19 protein-coding genes and 1 tRNA gene are annotated in these 21,080 nt (G+C 61.0%); 10 read left to right on the top strand and 10 right to left on the bottom strand.

From position 1 onward, the window contains the following. Positions 1–41: 41 nt before the first annotated feature. On the top strand, positions 42–1,958 hold the full coding sequence (gene dxs, locus BG455_RS07160) for a 1-deoxy-D-xylulose-5-phosphate synthase (protein ID WP_071469301.1): 1,917 nt from the start codon (positions 42–44) through the stop codon (positions 1,956–1,958). 123 nt (positions 1,959–2,081) lie between these two features. Here the strand turns inward: dxs and BG455_RS07155 are convergent, their stop codons facing one another. From BG455_RS07155 to BG455_RS07140, 4 genes are read right to left on the bottom strand one after another with little or no spacing between them, the layout of a single operon-like run. After that, positions 2,082–2,903, bottom strand: a complete 822-nt coding sequence (locus BG455_RS07155) for a hypothetical protein (RefSeq protein WP_071469300.1) — start codon at positions 2,901–2,903, stop codon at positions 2,082–2,084. An 8-nt stretch (positions 2,904–2,911) separates the two neighbouring features. Next, positions 2,912–4,495: an acyl-CoA synthetase gene (locus BG455_RS07150; protein WP_071469299.1), complete on the bottom strand. Its 1,584-nt coding sequence runs from the start codon at positions 4,493–4,495 to the stop codon at positions 2,912–2,914. Next, positions 4,492–5,661 (bottom strand): acetyl-CoA acetyltransferase, encoded by a 1,170-nt coding sequence (locus BG455_RS07145; protein WP_071469298.1) that lies wholly within the window; start codon positions 5,659–5,661, stop codon positions 4,492–4,494. The genes BG455_RS07150 and BG455_RS07145 overlap by 4 nt, the downstream gene beginning before the upstream one ends. Further along, entirely contained in the window at positions 5,658–6,464 is an 807-nt protein-coding gene (locus BG455_RS07140; protein ID WP_245735493.1) for an IclR family transcriptional regulator, read from the bottom strand. Before BG455_RS07140 ends, BG455_RS07145 begins: the two co-directional genes overlap by 4 nt. A 181-nt stretch (positions 6,465–6,645) precedes the next feature. On the opposite strand from BG455_RS07140, the gene BG455_RS07135 reads away from it, so the two are divergent. The 4 genes from BG455_RS07135 to BG455_RS07120 all read left to right on the top strand — a co-directional run bounded on the left by BG455_RS07135 (position 6,646) and on the right by BG455_RS07120 (position 10,299). Beyond that, positions 6,646–7,650 (top strand): DctP family TRAP transporter solute-binding subunit, encoded by a 1,005-nt coding sequence (locus BG455_RS07135; protein WP_071469297.1) that lies wholly within the window; start codon positions 6,646–6,648, stop codon positions 7,648–7,650. Between the two features lie 67 nt (positions 7,651–7,717). Then, positions 7,718–8,206, top strand: coding sequence for a TRAP transporter small permease (locus BG455_RS07130; RefSeq protein ID WP_071469296.1), 489 nt, complete (start codon positions 7,718–7,720; stop codon positions 8,204–8,206). Then, positions 8,199–9,533, top strand: coding sequence for a TRAP transporter large permease (locus BG455_RS07125; RefSeq protein WP_071469295.1), 1,335 nt, complete (start codon positions 8,199–8,201; stop codon positions 9,531–9,533). The genes BG455_RS07130 and BG455_RS07125 overlap by 8 nt, the downstream gene beginning before the upstream one ends. 16 nt (positions 9,534–9,549) lie before the next feature. After that, positions 9,550–10,299, top strand: a complete 750-nt coding sequence (locus tag BG455_RS07120; RefSeq protein ID WP_071469294.1) for an SDR family NAD(P)-dependent oxidoreductase — start codon at positions 9,550–9,552, stop codon at positions 10,297–10,299. A 36-nt stretch (positions 10,300–10,335) separates the two neighbouring features. Here the strand turns inward: BG455_RS07120 and BG455_RS07115 are convergent, their stop codons facing one another. Beyond that, a complete protein-coding gene (locus tag BG455_RS07115) occupies positions 10,336–11,178 on the bottom strand; it encodes a cobalamin B12-binding domain-containing protein (protein WP_071469293.1) in 843 nt (280 codons plus the stop codon). A 265-nt stretch (positions 11,179–11,443) separates the two neighbouring features. Here BG455_RS07115 and BG455_RS07110 point away from each other — a divergent pair, with 265 nt between their 5' ends. The 5 genes from BG455_RS07110 to arsJ all read left to right on the top strand — a co-directional run bounded on the left by BG455_RS07110 (position 11,444) and on the right by arsJ (position 16,323). Beyond that, positions 11,444–11,824: a winged helix-turn-helix domain-containing protein gene (locus BG455_RS07110; RefSeq protein WP_071469292.1), complete on the top strand. Its 381-nt coding sequence runs from the start codon at positions 11,444–11,446 to the stop codon at positions 11,822–11,824. A gap of 114 nt (positions 11,825–11,938) precedes the next feature. Next, entirely contained in the window at positions 11,939–12,880 is a 942-nt protein-coding gene (locus tag BG455_RS07105; protein WP_071469291.1) for a carbohydrate kinase family protein, read from the top strand. 215 nt (positions 12,881–13,095) lie between these two features. Next, the gene (locus BG455_RS07100) at positions 13,096–13,941 is read left to right on the top strand and encodes a metalloregulator ArsR/SmtB family transcription factor (protein WP_071469290.1); all 846 of its coding nucleotides are present in this window, start codon (positions 13,096–13,098) and stop codon (positions 13,939–13,941) included. Positions 13,942–13,944: 3 nt separating this feature from the next. Continuing rightward, positions 13,945–14,970 carry an ArsJ-associated glyceraldehyde-3-phosphate dehydrogenase gene (locus BG455_RS07095; RefSeq protein WP_071469289.1) on the top strand — a complete coding sequence of 342 codons (1,026 nt, stop codon included), beginning with the start codon at positions 13,945–13,947 and terminating at the stop codon, positions 14,968–14,970. 135 nt (positions 14,971–15,105) lie between these two features. Then, on the top strand, positions 15,106–16,323 hold the full coding sequence (gene arsJ, locus BG455_RS07090; RefSeq protein WP_071469326.1) for an organoarsenical effux MFS transporter ArsJ: 1,218 nt from the start codon (positions 15,106–15,108) through the stop codon (positions 16,321–16,323). A 3-nt stretch (positions 16,324–16,326) separates the two neighbouring features. Here arsJ and BG455_RS07085 read toward each other — a convergent pair whose 3' ends face one another. The 5 genes from BG455_RS07085 to BG455_RS07065 form a co-directional block, all read right to left on the bottom strand. Continuing rightward, positions 16,327–16,773, bottom strand: coding sequence for a YaiI/YqxD family protein (locus BG455_RS07085; RefSeq protein ID WP_071469288.1), 447 nt, complete (start codon positions 16,771–16,773; stop codon positions 16,327–16,329). 154 nt (positions 16,774–16,927) lie between these two features. Next, positions 16,928–17,002, bottom strand: a tRNA-Val gene (locus BG455_RS07080). 119 nt (positions 17,003–17,121) lie between these two features. Then, positions 17,122–19,527, bottom strand: coding sequence for an endopeptidase La (lon, locus tag BG455_RS07075; protein ID WP_071469287.1), 2,406 nt, complete (start codon positions 19,525–19,527; stop codon positions 17,122–17,124). A gap of 403 nt (positions 19,528–19,930) precedes the next feature. Further along, positions 19,931–20,131, bottom strand: coding sequence for a hypothetical protein (locus tag BG455_RS07070; RefSeq protein ID WP_071469325.1), 201 nt, complete (start codon positions 20,129–20,131; stop codon positions 19,931–19,933). Positions 20,132–20,211: 80 nt separating this feature from the next. Further along, positions 20,212–20,856 (bottom strand): YiaD family glycine zipper/OmpA-like lipoprotein, encoded by a 645-nt coding sequence (locus BG455_RS07065; RefSeq protein ID WP_071469286.1) that lies wholly within the window; start codon positions 20,854–20,856, stop codon positions 20,212–20,214. Between the last annotated feature and the right edge of the window lie 224 nt (positions 20,857–21,080).

Genomic DNA, 21,080 nt, shown 5'->3' with positions numbered 1-21,080 from the left:
GCGCGGGCGTTGCGCCATATGGTGGATGAATAGGTGAAGGCATGACTCAAACCCCGCTGCTGGACAAGGTCAAGACACCTGCCGACCTGAAGTCGCTTAATGACCGCGAACTGCGCCAGCTGGCGGATGAATTGCGCGCGGAAACCATCTCGGCTGTGTCCGAAACAGGCGGGCATCTGGGGGCGGGCCTGGGTGTTGTGGAACTGACAGTTGCATTGCATGCCGTGTTTGACACCCCGCGCGACCGGCTGATCTGGGACGTCTCGCACCAATGCTACCCGCATAAGATTTTGACAGGGCGGCGCGACCGTATCCGCACCCTGCGCCAGCAAGACGGGCTGTCGGGTTTCACCAAACGCTCAGAATCGCCCTATGACCCGTTTGGCGCGGCTCATAGTTCCACCTCGATCTCGGCCGCCTTGGGCTTTACCATGGCGCGCGAATTGGGCGGCGCACCTGACCCGGCACTGGGCGATGCGATTGCCGTGATCGGTGACGGCTCTATCAGCGCGGGCATGGCATTCGAGGCGCTGAACAATGCGGGCCATCTGGGCAAGCGCATGTTTGTGGTGCTCAATGACAATGAAATGTCGATTGCACCGCCCACCGGCGCCATGTCCAGCTACCTGTCGCGCATCTATGTCGACAAACCTGTGCAAGACCTCAAGCAGGCGATGAAAGGCGCAATCTCGCTGCTGCCCGGCCCGTTTCAGGAAGGGGCGCGGCGCGCGAAAGACCTGCTCAAGCATGTCACCGTCGGCGGCACCTTGTTCGAGGAATTGGGCTTCAACTATCTTGGCCCCATTGACGGGCATGATCTGGACCAGCTTTTGTGGGTGTTCCGCACCCTGCGCGAGCGCGCGGATGAACCGATGCTGGTGCATGTGCTGACCCAAAAAGGCAAAGGCTACGCGCCTGCCGAAGGGGCCGCCGACAGGGGCCATGCGCGCGCCAAGTTCGACCTTGTCACCGGCAAGCAGCATAAATCACCTTCCAACGCGCCAAGCTATACCAAGGTTTTTGCTGAAAGCCTGATCGCGCAGGCGCAGAACGATGACAAGATCGTGGCTGTTACCGCCGCCATGCCCGATGGCACAGGGCTGGACCTGTTTGCCAAACACTTCCCCAAACGCATGTTCGATGTGGCCATTGCCGAACAGCATGGCGTCACCTTTTGCGCGGGGCTGGCCGCAGGCGGGATGAAACCCTTTTGCGCGATGTATTCGACCTTCCTGCAACGCGGCTATGATCAGGTGGTGCATGATGTGGCCATCCAGCGCCTGCCGGTGCGCTTTGCGATCGATCGCGCAGGGCTGGTGGGCGCAGATGGCGCGACCCATGCAGGCAGCTATGATGTGGCCTTTCTTGCCAATCTGCCGGGCTTTGTGGTCATGGCCGCCGCGGATGAGGCGGAACTGGTGCATATGGTCGCCACGGCAGTCGCGCATGACGACGGCCCCATCGCCTTTCGCTTTCCGCGTGGCGAGGGGGAGGGCGTCGAGATGCCCGCCAAAGGTGTGCCGCTGGAAATCGGCAAGGGCCGCATGATCCGGCAAGGCAAGCGCGTGGCGATCCTGTCCTTTGGCACGCGTTTGGGCGAAGTGCTGAAAGCCTGCGAAGCACTGGGGGCCAAGGGGATCACCCCAACCGTGGCCGATGCGCGCTTTGCCAAACCGCTTGACCGCGAGATGATCCTTGAACTGGCGCGCACGCATGAAGCGCTGATCACCATTGAAGAAGGTGCCGTGGGCGGGTTTGGCAGCCATGTCGCGCAACTTCTGGCGGATGAAGGTGTGTTCGATCACGGGCTGAAATACCGCTCTATGGTGTTGCCCGATATTTTCATCGATCAGGCCAGCCCGCGCGCCATGTATGACGTGGCCGCCATGAACGCCCCCCATATCGAGGCCAAAGTGCTGGAAGTTCTGGGCGTGGCGCAGATGGGCAAGCGCGCATGACAGCTATCGGTATTCTATAGGCAAGCACAGCCCCCACGCGTGGGGGCGGCTTTCAGACAGATGCGCTGCCTTTGGGAACCCGACCCGCGCGCGCCACGGCACCCCATATTTGCGCCCTTACCCCTACTCAGGGGCAAAGATCATCAGCAATTCGGCGGTCACGCAAACTGCATTCTCGCCTGCGCGCAAAACCCCTTGCTGGCCTGCCCCGTCAAACCCGACCGAGGCGGCTGTCAGCCGCGTCTTGCCCCCATGCAGATTACCTTCAATGATCAGCAACTCTGTCGCGTAGCTTTCAAGGCTTGCAGCATTCTCAAACACAGTTCCGACAAGGCTGCCAATCCCCTCAATACGGGCCTGCGCGATCTGATGGTCTTGGGCAATATCCAGCAGCGCGCGGCAAATATCCTGATTGGGGCGCAGGGTTATCAGACAGGCATTCGCCGCTGGCGGGGGGCGTGTAACTTCAGGGCGGAACAGGGTGAACAGCGTCTCTGCATCAGGCTGCGCCACCAGCCCGGCACCGCGCAAGCCCCAGCCGCTGACGCTTACATCTTGCGAAATCACGCTGTCATCGCACAGAACATGGCCCATGGCCTGATCCTGCCACAGGGCATGGCAATGGACAAAGGCCGCACCCTCCCGCACCCCCAGATGCGCGCCGCCATGCCGGATTTGCGCCAAGGGCTGTGTACAGGTCTGGCTATACCACGCGGCATGCCCATCCCCCGGCGCAGGGGCGGGCGTGACATAGCCCATGGGGGACAAAACAGCCCCGTCAAGGCGCAGATACCCGCTTTTGAACCCCGCCTGTGCCAGCCCATCGGTGATGGCGCGCGTCAGGGTTTGCCCTGCGCGCAGCGTCAGGCAAACGGGCACGGCCTGACAGGGCAGGACATCTGCGCGCCTATGCGCGCGCGGGCCGGGATGGGTGATCTTGCGCATGGCGCGCCCTAGCCCCCCTGCCCCGGCAACTGGCCGCGCGCTTCCAGCTCCTCGCGGATCATTTTCTTGGTGATCTTGCCATAGGCCGATTTGGGCAACGCGTCCCAGAACACCACATAGCGGGGCATCTTGTAGCGTGACAGGCGCGGTGCCAGCCACTCCAACACCCCATCGGGTTCCGCGCCTGCAACCGGCACGCAAACCGCCATGCCCACCTCGCCCCAGACAGGGTCCGGCACACCCAAAACTGCCACTTCCGACACCTCGGGGTGTTCCAGCAGCTTCTCTTCAATCTCGCGCGGGTAGATGTTTGATCCGCCCGAGATATACATGTCTGACGCGCGCCCTGTCAGATAGACAAAGCCCTGCGCATCCATATGGCCCAGATCGCCCGTCAGGAACCAGCCATTGCGAAAGCTTTTCTCATTGGCCTGCGCGTTGTTGTAATATCCGGCAAAGACGGCGGGGCCAATGACAGCAATCTCGCCCGTCTCGCCAAAGCCGACCTCGTCGCCCGCTGCATTCTGGATTTGCACCTGCATGCCCGTGCGCGCGAAACCGCAAGACCCGATGCGCATAGTTGCATCGTCCAGATGATGATGCGCAGGCGGCAGCACGGTAATATTGCCTGTCACCTCGCCCAGCCCGAAATACTGCACCAGAACAGGCCCCAGCTTTTCCAGTGCGCGGGACTGGTCGGCGCGGTACATGGGCGCGCCGGCATAGATGACATAGCGCAGGCTGGAATGGTCGTGCTGGTCCACGCTGGGGTGTTCGACCAGCAGTTTGACGATGGTGGGCACGGTGAACATGTTGGTCACCCGCCAGCGCGCGACCATCGCCCAGACCTGATCGGGGTCGAATTTCTCGCCCGCAGGCAGGATGGTTTTCACCCCATGCGCCACTTGCGCCAACTGGTGAATCCCCGCGCCATGCGACAGCGGCGCCACCACGAGAGAGGCATCATCCGGCCCTGTGCCGGGCATCAGGTCGCACAGGTGGTTGGTGACGACAAAGGCCAGTTGCCCATGCGTCAGCACCGCCGCCTTGGGCTTTCCGGTGGTGCCAGAGGTGAAGAAGAACCACGCCGGATCATCGCGCTGCACAAGGACAGGTTCGGGGACAGCGCCCAGATGGCGCGCCACAAGCCCCTCATATTCGGGGCCAATCAGAATGGTGGCGTCGACATGGGCCGCGCAGGCGCGCGCATGGTCAGGGAACTGCGCGCCGCATAGCAGCAGCGTCGCGCCCGACGATTGCGCAAGCCCTGCCAGATCATCCGGCGACAGTCGGTAATTCGCAGGCACCCAGACCGCGCCCACCCGCCAGCAGGCGAACATCGCTTCGAACATCTGGTTGCAATTGGCCGATTGCACCAGCACCCGGTCGCCCTTGGTGATGCCATAGTCCTGCGCCAGTGCTGCGGCGAAGGCGCGCGCGCGCGCCTCCATCTCGGCCCAGCTCCATGTCGCATCGCCCCAGACAAAGCCCACCCCGCCGCCCAGCCGCCGCGCGCTTTCGGACAGAAGATGCGACAGGTTCATGACGCGGGTTGAATAGGGGGTCACCCCTTGCGACAGGTCCGCCCTCATTTCACCCGCTCCATGATCGAGACGTAATTGGCCACCGCAGCGCCGCCCATATTGAACACGCCCGCCAGTTTTGCGCCCTCGATCTGCATCTCGCCTGCCTCGCCCGTCAATTGCATCGCGGCCATGACATGCATCGACACGCCCGTTGCCCCAATCGGATGGCCCTTGGCTTTCAACCCGCCGGAGGGGTTGACCGGCAGGCGGCCTGTTTTCTGCGTGACACCTTCGCGGATCACGCGGTGGCCCTGCCCTGCCTCGGCCAGTCCCATCGCTTCGTATTCCAGCATCTCGGCGATGGTGAAACAATCATGCGATTCCACAAGGCTCAGGTCGTCCAGCGTGACGCCTGCCTGTTCCAGCGCGCGACCCCAGGCCATGCGCGCGCCGCGAAATTCCAGCACATCGCGGCGCGACAGCGCCATGATGTCATTGGCCTGCACCCGCGCCCGAAACCCGATAGCGCGCGGCATGGATGCTGCCGTTTGCGCATCTGCCAGCACCAGCACTGCCGCCCCGTCCGACACAAGCGAGCAATCAGTCCGCCGCAGCGGGCCTGCCACACGCGGGTTCTTCTCGGACACAGTGTTGCAGAACGCCACGCCGAAATCCTTGCGCATATGCGCATAGGGGTTGGCCATGCCATTGGCGTGGTTCTTGGCCGCGATCATCGCCAATTCTTCCGAGCGGTCGCCATAGCGCTGGAAATAACCTTGGGCGATCTGCCCGAACAGCCCTGCAAAGCCGCCCTCGACATCCGCTTCCTCAGCGCGGTAGCTGGCCCCCAGAAGGATATCGCCAACTTCGGCAATAGGCGTGGCCGTCATCTTTTCGGCCCCCACGACAAGCGCGATGCGCCCGCGCCCCGCTTCGATAAAATCCATCGCGCCATGCAATGCCGCCGATCCTGTGGCGCAGGCATTCTCGAACCGTGTGGCAGGGGTATGGGCAAAGCGTGCATCCCCCATCGCAACCAGTGCGCCCTGAAAATCCTGTTTCGAGAAACCGTTGTTGAACACGCCCGCGAAAATGCCATCGACATCTTCCGCGCCGATCTGCGCATGCTCCAGCGCCTGCGCGACGGCCTCGGCCATCAGGGTTTCGGTGTCGGGGTGGTCGGATTTGCCAAAGACCGTATGGCCCCAGCCGATGATCTGCGCCTGTGTCATTGAATGTCCTCCTGCTGGGTGCGGGTCAATCGCGCCGCAATCGCGCGGGTGGTTTCCCGCAATCTGTGTTCAAGTTCCGCGCGGCGTGGCATCCTCATGCGGCTTTCCACAGCGGCAAGGGAAACAGCCCCCACCAACTGCCCGTCAGGGCCATGCAGCGCGGCGCCCAGACCCCATGAATCCTCGAAAATCAGGCCGGGGTTCAGGGCGATTCCCGCCTCGCGCGTTTCAGCCACTTGCGCGCGCAGGCTGTCGGGGTTCAGACGCGGATAGCTGCGCGTTACTTCTGCATGATTGGCGGCAATCACCGCATCCACTTCGGCATCGGGCAGGGCCGCGAGCATCGCAAGCGAACCTGCCCCAACCCCCAGCGGATGGTGCCCGCCGGGCATTAGGGCATAGGTGCGGATCGGGTGCCCGCCATCCTCGCGGTGCAGACAGACCGAATACAACCCCCGCCGCACAGAGATAAAGGCCGCATCGCCCGTGTCCCGCGCAAGGCGCTGCACCTGCTCCATCGCCTGCGACAACAGCCCGTGGCGGCCCTGCGCCAGCAGGCCCAGCAAATACGCGTCTTCGCCCAAGTGATAGTTGCGCGTGCCCGCATCCTGTTCAACCAGCCCCGCGCGCATCAGCGCCAGCACAAGCCTGCGCACTGTGGCCTTGTTCAAGCCCGATTCTGTGACAAGCCCTGACAGCGCTATTCCCGAAGCAGAGTGCCGCCCGATCAGGGACAAAAGCGCAAGCGCGCGGTCCACGCTTTGCGCGCCACCCATGGCCGAATCTGTTGGATCAAGCTTCATAATATGGACCATTGATTTCTGTTCACATGCCATAACTGGCCCGCTTTATCGACATATTGTTTTTTAATCAGGCAGGTTGCAAGTTTTTCTTGCATTCAGGAAAAAATGGGGTCCACTATCTGAACAATAATTAAAGCGGCTGCCCCATATACGGCCCGCGCCACTGGAGGAGGAAATACTTATGAGCTTTGCACGTCTATATGGCACAACCCTTGCCGCAGCCCTTGCAACGGCATTCAGCTTCAGCGCTGTCAGCGCAGAAACGCTGCGCCTGTCGCATAACACCGGCGACACCACCACTTGGCATCAGGGTGCTGAGAAGTTTGGCGAGTTGCTGGCCGAACGCACCGGCGGCGCGCTGGATGTGCGCGTTTTCCCAAATGCGCAACTGTCTGGCGGCGACCAGATGCGGCAGGCCGAAATGGTCGGGCGCGGCGCGCTGGATCTGGTGGTCACATCGGCCATCAACGTAACCCCGCTGGTGCCGGAAATGGCTGTCTTCTCGCTGCCCTACCTGTATTCCAACTATGAGCAGGTGGACGCCACCACCCAAGGTGCACCCGGCGAAATGCTGTCGGAAATCTTGCTGGAAAAAGGCATTGTCGTGCTTGCATGGGGCGAGAATGGCTTTCGTGAAGTCACCAACAACACCCGCCCCATCCGCAGCCCCGAAGATATGCGCGGGCTGAACATGCGTGTGGCAGGGCCGATGTATATCGACGTGATGAACGCGCTGGGTGCGAACCCCCAGCAGATGCAGTGGGGCGAGACAATGTCGGCGCTGCAACAGGGCGTGGTTGACGGGCAGGAAAACCCCATCGGCGCTGTGATCATTCCGCAGCAGGTGTATGAAGTGCAGAAATACCTGACCGCGTGGCATTATTCCTATGACCCCATCTTCCTTGGCATCTCGCAGGCGAAATGGGACAGCTATGATGCCGATATGCAGACAATCCTGCGCGAGACGGCACAGGAAGCCATGGCCTATCAGCGCGAGATTACCCGCGAAGGCACCGCCACCGGCATAGAGTTTCTGCGCGAACAGGGCATGGAAGTCTATGAACCAACTGACGAGGAACTGGCAGCGTTCCGCGAAGCCACCAAACCCGCCTTTGACCAATGGGCAGCACGCGTCGGCGACGAGATTGTGGGCGCATTTCAGGACGCAATCGCTGCGGCAAACTAAGCTGTGACAGTCCGGCCCGCACCCTGCACACAGGGGTGCGGGCCTTTTTCATGCAAAGGCGGGGCCGATGATCCGACTGATCTTGCGCGACTTTGAAAAGATCATCTGCGCGGTGCTGTTTCTTGGCATGACAGGCTTGGGCTTTGTCAATGTCGTGATCCGCTACGGCACCAACATGTCCTTTGCCGCAACCGAAGAATTGCTGATCAACGGTTTTCTGCTGCTGACCGTCTTTGGCGCGGCCATCGCCGCGCGGCGGGGCGAGCATCTGGCCGTCACCATGGTGCATGACCTTTTGCCGCGCCCGCTGTGGTTGCCGGTTTTCCTGATCTCTGTCGCGCTGTCCGTCAGCTTGCTGGCCTTTTCGGCGTGGTTTTCGTGGGATGCGATGATGAATATCCGCCGCGTCGGTATGCGCTCTTACGCGCTGGGGCTGCCTGCGTGGTATTATCAGGCGGCGCTGCCCTTTGGCTTTGGCCTTATCATCATTCGGTATCTGCAACATTCATGGGACGTGCTGCGCGCAGGCCCGAACCGGATTGTGCCCCATGTTTGAGATGATCGGCATCACCTCTGCGGGCACGCAGATGATTATCGTGTTTTTCCTTCTGATGGCGCTGCGCCTGCCAGTCGCCTTTGCCTTGGGGCTGTCCGCACTTTACGCCATGTGGAAAATCGGCTTCGGGCTGGAACTGGCAGGCGATCTGATTGCCACCGGCATTACAAAATTTTCGCTGCTCGCCATTCCGTTCTTCATTCTTGCGGGCGTGCTGATGGGCAGTCTTGGCATTGCCGAACGCATGATCCGCTTTTTCCGCGTGGCCGTCGGTGGCCTGCCCGGCGGCATGGGCATTGTCGGCACGGTCGTGTGCCTGTTCTGGGGGGCGGTCAGTGGGTCCGGCCCTGCCTCGGTCGCGGCGATCGGCCCGATGATCATCAAGGGCATGGAAGAAGACGGCTATGACCGCGCCTTTGCGGCAGGGCTGGTGGTGACAGGGGCTGCGTTTTCCATCGTGATCCCCCCGTCCATCGGGCTGGTGATTTACGGCGTGATTGCCGAAACCTCTATCTCGCGGTTGTTCATTGCGGCAATCATTCCGGGCATATTCATGGCGCTGACAATGGTGGCCGTGCTGCCCTTTGCGCGCCGCAACGCCACCCCTGCGGGCAGCGCAAACCTCCTGACGCTTAGCCCCGACCCCTATGCGGGCATGGCGCGCAGGCGCGCGCTGTGGCTGTCTTTCCGCGAAAGCTTCTGGGGGCTGATGACGCCTGTGGTTATCTTGGGCGGCATCTATTCCGGTATCTTCACCCCGACCGAGGCCGCGATTGTCGCCACGGTTTATGCCCTTGCTGTGGGGGGGCTGGCCTACCGCACGCTGACACTTGCGCGGCTCTATGATGCGCTTGGCACGGCCGCGGCATCCTCTGCCGTGGTCATGCTGATCGTGGCCTATGCCAGCCTGTTTGGCTGGGTGGTCACGGTCGATGATCTGGTGCGCAGCTATTCCGGCGCGCTGCTGGGCCTAAGTGATCAGGCATGGGTGATCTTGCTGGTCATCATGGTGATCCTGCTGATTGCGGGCATGTTCATGGACCCTGTGACAGTCATGTTCATCGCCCTGCCGATTTTCCTGCCGGTCGCGCGCGAAATGGGCTGGGACCCGGTCTGGTTCGGGGTGTTGGTGATGGTCAATCTGGCCATCGGGCTGATTACCCCGCCTGTGGGGATCAACCTGTATGTGGCCGCCAATGTCACGAAACTCAGCATCGAGAGGGTTGCGCGCGGCACAATGCCGTTTTTGCTGGCCTCTCTGATTGGTATTATTGTGGTCGCGGCAGTGCCGCAAATGTCGCAGGTTCTGGTGAACTGGCTGCGCTGATGAAGGATAAACACCCATGAAAACCGCCGTTGTAACAGGTGCCGCACGCGGCATCGGGCTGGCCACAACACAGCTGTTTCTGGCCGAGGGCTGGCGCGTGGCCATGATCGACCGCGACGCCCCTGCCCTGACAGATGCGGCACAGGGGCTGAAGAATGTCCATCCCATCCTCTGCGATGTCTCCATCCCCGAGCAGGTCAGCGCCATGGCAGCAGAGGTCGCAAAGGCATTCGGGCGCGTGGATGCGTTGGTCAATAATGCAGGCGTGGCCGATTTCCGCCCGCTGCAAGACACCGATTTCGCCACATGGCGCGAGGTGATGGCCACCAATCTGGACGGGGTGTTCCTGACCAGTCAGGCCATCATCCCGCAACTGAAGGAAACGCGCGGCGCAATCGTGAATATCGCCTCAATCTCTGGCCTGCGCGCCAGCACATTGCGGGTGGCTTACGGCACATCGAAAGCGGCAGTCATTCACCTGACGCGCCAACAAGCGGCGGAACTGGGCGAATGGGGCGTGCGGGCCAATTGCGTGGCCCCCGGCCCTGTGGACACCAAACTGGCGCTGGCCGTGCATTCGCCCGCAATCCGCACCGCCTATCACGATGCCATCCCCCTGAACCGCTACGGGACAGAGCGCGAGATTGCACAGACCATTGTTTTTCTATGCTCGGAAAAAGCCAGCTATGTGACAGGTCAGGTCATCGCCGCCGATGGCGGGTTCGATGCCGTGGGCGTGGGCCTGCCTGCCTTGCGCGGCGGCTGAACAGCACGGCGCGCAAGGCGGGCTACCAACGCCCGCTCAGCCAGTGGCTTCCAGCGACAAAAGGCGGCTCAGGTCAGATTGCGCCTGCTCTGCATTGGTGATGACAAGGTCCAGATCGACAAGCGTGCGCAGCGTGTCTTCATCCGTATCCTCGCCGCCCGCAACTGCAATGACGATATTGGGCAAAGCCAGCCGCAGCGCGATCACAAGCCGCACCAAAGGGTCCAGCCCCATCGCACTGCTCAGCGACAGCCCGATCACTGCGGGCCGGATCGTGCTGACATAGTCAATCAGCTCTGCATGGCTGCGGTCCAGTTGCAGGCTGATTTCCCAGCCCGCATCGCGGAACACCTCTGCTGCGACACTGACGCCAAGTGTATGCTGCTCTCCCGGAACATTGGCGAAAATCGCGTATTTTTTCGGATTCGCGTCCAGAAACCCTGCATCCCGGCCAGAGCCGACACTGCGCACCAGCGCATAAAGCTTTCCAACTGCCAGCGTGACATCCAGAAAGGTGACCTCGCCTGCATCCCACCGCTCGCCCAATTCGCGCGATGCAGCCGCGATATAGCCATAAAGATCGCCGCGTTCCTTGACGATGGGCGACAGCCTGTCTTCCAGAAAGCGCAGCGCGACAGAGGCATCTGGCGCAAGCAGAATATCGCAAAATGCCGCCACCATTTCCGGATCGGTGCTGGCGGGGACAAGTTCCGTCACACGGCCATTCAGGACATCGCGCTTTTCCGCCAGCCGCTCGACAACCTCGCGCGCCAGCCTTTCGACAGCATCGGGGGGAAGTTTTCGGCGCTTTGCGTCAAACAGGCTTTGGGTCCGCGTATACAGCGCGGGATTAATATCGAAGCTATGCCGTGATTCCATGATCTGCTCCCCCAGATCGCAAGCATACTCACAGCAACCCAGTTTCGTAAAGTGTGCATCCAAGAAATGCACTGTGTTCCTCTGAAAGGCGTCTTAGCGCAATTTAGCGATCTGCATAGGCCAAACCTGCTTTTTCCACCCGAAAAATTCACGCCTGCGGCGCGACACCCGCGGCGCAGAAATCACCCTGCCCTGCTTGCGCTGCCTCCTGCCCAGCTCAAGCCAAGACTTGCACTGGCCCGCAAGATACCGCATTCCTTTCGCCATGACATCTCGACCAGACCACACCCCGCAGCCCGTGCTTCGCATCCGCATTGTCTTTGGCGATGACGGCATGATCGGCCCCGGAAAAGCAGAGCTTCTTGAACGCATTGACCGCTGCGGCTCTATCGCGGCGGCGGGACGGGAAATGAACATGAGCTACAAGCGCGCGTGGGAATTGATCGGGACGCTGAACACAATGTTCCGCGAGCCGGTGGTCGACAGCACACGCGGCGGGCCGGGCGGCGGCGGCGCTGTGCTGACACAGGCGGGGCGCGAGGTGCTGACACTCTATCGCGCGGTTGAGGCCGACAGCACCACCGCAGGCGCGGCGCATCTTGGCAGCTTGCGCAGATTGCTGAAAGATGCACCCGCGCCAGATTGACCGCCCGCAAAACAGGCACTCGCGCGGTTACAGCCCTGCATGCCGGAACAGATACAAACGATTTACAAAGGATCAGCCAGTGATTTACGCAGCCATCACAACAGGGGTGAGAACATGATTATATGCGGCGGTGAGAACCTTGTCGACATGATCGAGATGCAGACCGGCGATGGCAGCCGCGCGTTTCGGGCAGTGCCGGGCGGTTCGCCCTATAACTGCACCCGCGCGCTTGGCAGGCTCGGGTTGGAGGTGGGCTATCTGACCCCCATCTCCAGCGACAGGTTTGGCGATGATCTGTTGTCGGGACTGACAGACGATCAGGTGCGGCATCTGGGCCAGCGGCCTGACGCGCCCACCTCGCTGGCTGTGGTCACTGTCGCAGATGGGCAACCCGATTACCGCTTTTACCGCACCGGCACGGCCGAACGCATGGTCAGCGCACAATCGCTGCGCGACAGCCTGCCGGAAAGTGCCACAGCGTTTCACATCGGCTCGCTTGCGCTATGCGAAGGGGCAGATGCGCAGGCTTGGGCTGATTTGTTCATGGATTGCGCGGGGCGCGGCCTCTTCACCTCACTCGATCCCAATATCCGGCCCCTTCTGGCCGAACAGGATGCTCCCGCGTACCGCGCGCGCCTCGACAGGCTGGCCGCCAGCGCAACCCTGCTGCGGCTCAGTGACGAAGATCTGGCGTGGTGGTCCCCCGACCAGCCCTTGTCCGATGCCGTTGCACAGCTTGCGGCCCGTGCGCCCGATACGCTGGTTGTGCTGACGCAAGGGGCAGGGCCGGTCATATGCCACTGGCCCGGCGGCAGGATCGAACTGCCCCTGACACCTGTCACACATCTGGTCGATACAGTCGGTGCGGGCGACACGCTGATGGCCGCGCTGCTGGCCGGCCTGCACCGCCATGGCCTGATGGGCACAAAACAGATCGCCACATTATCCCCGGACATGCTGGGCAAGATCGTCCAAGACGCCAGCAAGGCCGCCGCGATCACCTGCACCCGAACCGGATGCAATCCCCCCTATGCGCATGAAATCTGGCCCTCATAGCCGGATCACGCATCGCCTCGCCCCCAAAAGCCATCATTTTCTTGCTGACAATACTCTGGGGGTGAATTGGCGCCAGCCAAGAGGGGGCAAAGCCCCCTTCGCCCCTTTGGCACGCCTGCCCCAAACCATCCGCCCACAAACTCCCGCTCCACTTCGACGCGCACAAACATCACATCCGCACTTGCACTGCAATTTATTTCCATTATTCTGGAAATATGGAATCAGGTAAAGCCGCCTCTGTCTTCACAGCACTTGGCCACCCCGACCGGCTGGCGGTGTTGCGACTGCTGATGCGGTTTGCGCCGCACGGCCAGCGCCCGACAGAAATTGCCCAATGCCTTGGGTTAAAACAAAACACCCTGTCGCATCATCTCCGCGATCTGGCCGCAACGGGCTTGCTGCGCGTCACCCGAGACGGGCGCTCGCTGTTCTATGCCGTCAATCTTGATATGACCGAGGCATTGATCGGCTATCTCGCGCTGGATCTCGGGCGCGCGCGCGCCGATCTGCTGGTCCCTGCTCTCAGCCCGCAGACAGGCCGCATCGGTGACAGGCCGCTGGCCGTGCTGTTCCTGTGCTCGGCAAACTCTGCCCGCTCGATCATTGCCGAGGCTGTGTTGCGCGACTTGGGCGCGGGCCGGTTCACGGCCTATTCGGCGGGTATCACCCCCGGCCCCGCGCCACATCCCACAACAGTGCAGGTCTTGCGCCAGCACGGGCATGATGTCAGTTCCCTGCACTCCAAACCTCTCACCCAGTTTCAGCGCCCAGGCGCGCCCCGTCTCGATGTGGTCATCACAGTCTGCGACAGGGCGGCCACTCTCGATTGCCCCCCTTGGACAGGGTATCCGCTGCCCGCCCATTGGGGCCTGCCTGACCCCGCCCGCGCGCGCACGGACCCGCGCGCAGCGCCTGATCTGGCTTTCCGGCAAACCTACGCGGCATTGCACCACAGATTGCAGCAATTGGTCGCCCTGCCTTTTGAAACACTCGACCGGCGTTCCCTGCAAACACGCATAGATGCCATAAACACCTCTGCCCTGACCACAGAAAGTGCCTGAACCATGACACCTGTAACCGGCCCCCGCATCGCCCTGAATGGTCTGGGGCGCATTGGCAAACTTGCCCTGCGCGACCTCATCGACACAGGCGCGCATGGCCAGATCGTACTGTTGAATGACCCTGTGGGCGATCCCGCGCAGCATGCCTTGCTGATGGAATTCGACTCGGTCCATGGCCGCTGGCAAACGCCCGTCGCGCATGAAAACGGCGCACTCGTTCTGGACGGGCAGCGCATTCCGCTCACCCATGCCCGCAAGATCGAAGATCTGCCCCTCTCAGAGATGGGCATTGATCTGGTGATTGATTGCACCGGCGTGTTCAAGACCGAAGCCCAGCTTGCGCCCTATTTCGCAGCCGGGGTCCGGAAAGTCGCAGTATCAGCCCCTGTCAAGGATGGCGGCGCGCTTAACCTTGTCTACGGCGTCAACCACCACCTGTATGACCCGGCCCTGCACCAGATCATCACAGCCGCCAGTTGCACCACAAACTGCCTCGCGCCGGTGGTCAAGGTAATCCACGAAGCGCTCGGCATCCGCCACGGGTCGATCACCACGATCCATGACGTGACCAACACCCAGACCATTGTTGACCGCCCCGCCAAAGACATGCGCCGCGCGCGCTCTGCCCTGACCAATCTGATCCCCACCACAACTGGCAGCGCCACTGCCATCACGCTGATCTACCCCGAACTCAAGGGCCGGCTGAATGGCCACGCCGTGCGCGTCCCGCTGCTGAACGCCTCGCTCACCGATTGCGTGTTCGAGCTGGAACGCGCCACCACCATTGAGGAGGTCAACGCCTTGCTCAAAGCCGCCGCCGATGGCCCTCTCAAGGGCATTCTGGGCTACGAGTCCCGCCCGCTTGTGTCATCCGACTACCTGAATGACCCGCGATCAGCCATTATCGACGGCCCCTCCACAATGGTCATCAACCACACTCAGCTTAAACTTTATGCGTGGTATGACAATGAATGGGGCTATGCCTGCCGCCTTGGCGACATCACCCGCATGATCGCAAAAAGCCTCTGACCCATTTTCTTGCGCCAAATACTCTCGGGGGGTGAATTGGGCCAAAGGCCCAAGAGGGGGGCAGACAGCCCCCCTTGCCTGCCACCAGCACAAAGGCCCGCACCAGTGACCAGCCCAAACCCGATACGCGCCTATATGGCAGTGACTGCCGCTTACTGGGCCTTCATGCTGTCGGATGGCGCGCTGCGCATGCTGGTGTTGCTGCATTTCAACGGCTTGGGCTTCTCTCCTGTGCAACTGGCATGGCTGTTTGTTCTATACGAGGTGGCGGGCATTGTGACCAATCTGGCGGCGGGCTGGCTGGCGGCGCGCTTCGGGCTGGCCGCGACCCTTTATGCCGGGCTGGTCTTGCAGATCGCGGCCCTTGCGGCGCTGGCCCAGCTTGACCCCGAATGGACCATCGCAGCCTCGGTCGTGTTTGTCATGGCGGTGCAGGGCGTGTCGGGCGTGGCCAAGGATTTGTCCAAAATGTCGTCAAAATCCGCCGTGAAGCTTCTGGCCCCTGCACAAGAGGGCGCTTTGTTCCGCTGGGTGGCCGTGCTGACAGGGTCCAAAAACGCGGTGAAAGGAGCCGGTTTCTTTCTGGGGGCCGCGCTGCTTGCAACTGCGGGCTTCCAGGCGGCAGTCTGGGCGATGGCAGCGGTATTGGCGCTTATTCTGGCGGCTGTGGTCCTGTTTCTGCCCGAAGGGTTGCCGGGGCGCATGAAAGGGGCCGATACATGGGCGGGATGGCGATCAACCGATCCGCGCGTGAACCGCCTTAGCCTTGCGCGGCTGTTTCTGTTCGGGGCGCGCGATGTCTGGTTCGTTGTCGGCATCCCCATCTATTTTCAGGCGGTCTTATCCGATGGAACCGCAGAGGGGCGGCGCGAGGCGTTCTTTCTGGTGGGCGGCTTCATGGCGCTATGGATCATTGGCTACGGGGCAGTGCAGGCTTTCGCACCCGCGCTTCTGGGTGGCAAGGGCCAGTCAGAGGCAGCCATCACCCGCAAAGCCATTCTCTGGGCGGGGCTTCTTGTGCCAATCCCGCTGCTGCTGGCAATCGCGGCCGCCTTGTCCGGGGGTCCGGCAGACTGGCTGACAGCGCTTCTGGTTGTGGGGTTGTTGGTGTTCGGCTTTGTCTTTGCACTCAATTCCGCGGTGCATTCCTACCTGATCCTTGCCTTTGGCGCGGCGGATCGGATCACCCGCGATGTCGGGTTCTATTACATGGCCAATGCGGCAGGCAGGCTGCTTGGGACCGTGTTATCCGGCGTCAGCTACCAGTTTGGCGGGGTGCCCTTGTGCCTTGCAACAGCGGGGCTGATGGCGGCGGCAAGCTGGCTGATTGCGCGCAAACTGCCACATCTGTAGCACTCAGCGCGCGGCACGCCGCACAGCGCGTTCCAGCGCATCGAGAAAGCGCGAACGGTCCGCCTTGGAAAAACTGCGCCCACTGCCCTGCCGGAACGGGTCGGCGGCGCGCAAATCCGCCATCAGATCGCGTGTTGCCAGAATATTGCCGATATTGTCCGCGCTCAGCACCTCGCCTGTGTGTTTCAGCACCTGCGCGCCTGCCTCGACACATTTCGCGGCCAAGGGAATGTCTGCTGTCACCACAATATCGCCCGGCCCGGCCCGTTCCGCGATCCATTTATCGGCCTCATCCGCGCCTTCGGGCACGATGACAGAGTCAACCAGCGGATTGGCCGATGGCCTGATCCCCCCATTCGAGACGATGATCATCGCCAATTTGTGCCGTGTGCCAACACGCTCGATCTCGGCCTTCACCGGACAGGCATCGGCATCTACATAAATTGTCACCTATTCTTCCCCCAATCCTAGGGGCGGAAAACCTGACTGCGGCAAATCGCGTATCCCTTGACCCGTGGGCATATCATACTGCCCCTGTCCGCGTGGCGCAACTGGTGGGGGCACCGGCACTGTCGTGCTTTCGCCTGGCGAATGAAGGCAGGGATGGTGGGCGATAACGGATTTGAACCGCTGACATCTTCGATGTGAACGAAGCGCTCTACCACTGAGCTAATCGCCCCTGTTGGGCTGCGCTATACTCTGCGGTTTTGCAGGGTGCAACCCCTTCTTGGCGCAGGCAAGGGTAGGAAACTGCCGCCGCTTCAGCGGGCGGCAGTTCATCTTCAAACACTCCCGCGCTTAATGCGCGGGGCGCTGTGTGTCTGGGGTGCCCTGATTTGTCAGAAGTGCCTGACGCGCGGCATCTTCGGCCTCTTCATCCCATTCAATCGCTGTCGGCTGCCGGACAAGCGCGTGGCGCAAGACTTCGCGCACATGGCTGACAGGAATGATGGTCAGGCCATCTTTCACATTATCCGGAATTTCCGGCAGGTCTTTTGCGTTGTCTTCCGGAATCAGAACGGTCTTGATTCCGCCGCGCAAGGCCGCCAGCAGCTTTTCCTTCAACCCGCCTATGCCCAGCACATTGCCCCGCAACGTCACCTCGCCTGTCATGGCGATATCCTTGCGCACAGGAATTTGCGTCAGCACAGACACAATCGACGTCACCATCGCAATGCCCGCGCTTGGCCCGTCTTTGGGCGTTGCACCTTCGGGAACATGGACATGGATATCCAGCCTGTCAAACCGCGGGGGTTTCACCCCGATTTCCGGCGCGATCGAGCGGACGAAAGAACTGGCCGCATCGATCGATTCCTTCATCACATCGCCCAGCGTGCCGGTGGTTTTCATCCGGCCTTTGCCCGGCAGGCGCAGCGCCTCGATCTGCAACAGATCACCGCCCACCTGTGTCCAGGCAAGGCCGGTTACGACGCCAACCTGATCTTCCTTTTCGGCCAAACCGAACCTGTGACGCGGCACACCCAGAAACTCTGACAGGTTATCGCGCGCCATGATGACCTTTTTCGTCTCGTTCTTGACGATCTTGGTCACTGCCTTGCGGGCAATCTTGTTCAATTCCCGTTCAAGGTTGCGCACGCCCGCTTCGCGGGTATAGCGCCGCAGGATTTCCGTGATCGCGCCGTCCGAGATGGTCAACTCGCCCTTGCGCAGGCCATGGTTCCGGAACGACTTTTCCAGCAGGTGACGCCGTGCGATTTCCAGCTTCTCGTCTTCGGTGTAGCCCGACAGCGGAATAATCTCCATGCGGTCCAGCAAGGGGCCGGGCATGTTATAGGTGTTGGCCGTGGTCAGGAACATGACATTCGACAGGTCATATTCCACTTCCAGATAGTGGTCCACGAAAGTTGCGTTCTGTTCAGGGTCCAGCACCTCCAGCATGGCAGAGGCGGGGTCGCCACGGAAATCCTGACCCATCTTGTCAATCTCGTCCAGCAGGATCAGCGGGTTGGTGGTTTTGGCCTTTTTCAGCGCCTGAATGATCTTGCCGGGCATGGACCCGATATAGGTGCGCCGGTGGCCCCGTATCTCGGATTCGTCGCGCACCCCGCCCAGCGAGATGCGGATGAATTCGCGCCCCGTGGCCTTGGCCACAGACCGCCCCAGAGAGGTCTTGCCCACACCGGGAGGGCCGACAAGGCACATGATCGGGCCTTTCAGTTTCTGGCTGCGCGCCTGCACTGCCAGATATTCGACGATCCGCTCCTTGACCTTGTCCAAAGAATAGTGATCGGCATCCAGCACATCCTGCGCGCGGCCCAGATCTTTCTTGACGCGACTTTTCACGCCCCAGGGGATCGACAGCATCCAGTCCAGATAGTTGCGCACCACAGTGGCCTCGGCCGACATCGGCGACATGTTTTTCAGCTTTTTCAGCTCTGCATCGGCCTTGTCGCGGGCCTCTTTGCTGAATTTCGTCGCATTGATGCGGTTTTCCAACTCGGCCAGTTCATTCTGGCCATCCTCGCCATCGCCCAATTCCTTCTGAATGGCTTTCATCTGCTCATTCAGGTAATATTCGCGCTGGGTCCGTTCCATCTGCGATTTCACGCGCGTCTTGATCTTGCGTTCAACTTGCAGAACAGACAATTCGCTTTGCATCAGCCCATAGATCTTCTCAAGCCGGTCAGATGTATTCTCGGCTTCCAGCAGCTTTTGCTTCTCAGCCACATTTGTGCCCAGATGCCCTGCGGCAAGGTCTGCCAGCACAGCCGCCTCATCCGCCTCGGCAATCGCGGCAAGGGCTTCATCGGGGACATTTTTGCGCATCTTGGCATAACGCTCGAACTCTGTCTGAACGGCACGCATCAGCGCCTTGATAGAGCCGGAGTCGCCTTCTTCTTCAAAGAAATTCCGCGCGACGGCTTCAAAATAGTCGTCATTCTCGACGAAATCCTCAATCTGTACCCGTGTCCGGCCTTCGACCAGCACCTTGACAGTGCCATCAGGCAGTTTCAGCAATTGCAACACATTCGCCAGCACACCGACAGAGAAAATATCTTCAGCCTCGGGGCTTTCTTGTGTGTGATCTTTCTGCGCCACCAGCAGGATCTGGCGGTCTTCGGCCATAACAGCTTCAAGCGCGCGTACGGATTTCTCGCGCCCCACAAATAGCGGGACGATCATGTGTGGGAACACCACCATATCGCGCAGGGGCAATACGGGGTAGCGGCTTGAATGATCCATATGTCTATCCTTAATTCTGCCGTGCGCGTAACGCGCTCTTGTCACATGATTTGGGCTTGGAAAGCACAGGTTTCAACCCATGCTTTTCTCGTGCCGAACACGGGACTGTTACACAAGGGAAAATGATCAGTTTCAAGACATCAGCGCATCACATAAAAACTTACTCGGCGGGCGGATCGCAGTTTTCAGTGCCGCGCGCGCGGCAGCACTGTCATGGATGGCCCAAATTCTGCAAGAACAGGGGTTCCGGCACGCCGGAACCCCACTCACCCACGTGCCCTTCACGTCACGGGAATAATCAGACCCCGGTCGTCCTGACCAGATGCCCCAGTATCGCAGCCGCACCTTGCCCAAGCAAGTTTATATCATTTTCAATTTTAAGGGTTGCCTGCGCCCGCGCGGATCACGCCTGCGCTAGCGCATGGCGCGCTGAATCCAGCTTGCGGTTGCACTCGCCGTCATGGCCCGCATGTTGCGCGGCCTTGGCGGCCAGATAGTGCCGCATGGCGGCATCTTTTGCGCGTCCGGCGGGGGCCTTGTCACAATCTTCTTTGACAGATTTCAGTTTGTCAGGCGTATCGACGGATGAGGGACTTATCTGCATGGCATCATCCTTTTGCGGTTTTTTCAAAAGGGCAAGGACACTGTCCCTGCCCCTTTCTTGTTCACACAGCGCGGTTGTATTCAGCTGTTGGGGATGATCACAATCTCGACCCGCCGGTTCTCGGCCCGTCCTGCCGCGCTGGTATTGGGGGCCACAGGTTCCCTAAAGCCCCGCCCAGACACTGTAATCCGCTGGCCACTGACCCCGCCCGAGATCAGCTCGCGCGCGACTGCCAGCGCACGATCCTGACTAAGCTGGGTGTTATAGGCTGCGGTCCCGACATTATCGGTGTGGCCGATCACCCGCACGGTCGAATTGGGGTGGCGGCGCAAACTATCCGAGACGCTACGCAATGCCGGACGGAATCCGGCATCTACAACCGAAGAATCCGTGCGGAACGTCACCGAGTCGGGCAAGATCACCCGCAAATCGCTGCCAGTATTGGTGATATCTGCGCCGGTTCCGGCCAGCGACTGGCGCAATTCGCGTTCCTGTGCGGCCATGCCGGCACCAACAGCCCCGCCCACGGCTGCCCCGATTGCGCCCCCGATCACGGTGGCGCGCGTATCGCCGCCGATGATCTGGCCCGCCGCCGCGCCGGTCAGGCCACCAACGATCGCGCCTGTTCCGGTCTGATTGCTGGTTCCGTCCGGGTTGGCGCATGCTGCCAGCGTGATCGTTGCAGCAAGCATGCCGGTTACAATTTTCTTGCCATGTTGGGCCATCAGTCAAATCCTTTCAAAATGCCGCCCCTGTGCCAAATGGCGGGCGGTCGCAGGTCATTGAAAATACGATGGCATGCCTTGCGTGGGCCTGTGCTGATCTGGGTTATAGGATCATGAATTTCCGAATAAATTTCAAAGCTTGGGGGGCTTTTTCCTGCCGCTTGGATGCATTTTCGGGTTGGGCGGCACCACATAGCCGGGGCGCGCAAAACTGCGCGCCCCGG

The sequence above is a fragment of the Roseinatronobacter thiooxidans genome, from assembly GCF_001870675.1.
GTDB classification, from domain to species: domain Bacteria; phylum Pseudomonadota; class Alphaproteobacteria; order Rhodobacterales; family Rhodobacteraceae; genus Roseinatronobacter; species Roseinatronobacter thiooxidans.
This window is presented reverse-complemented; position numbering and strand designations above follow the sequence as displayed.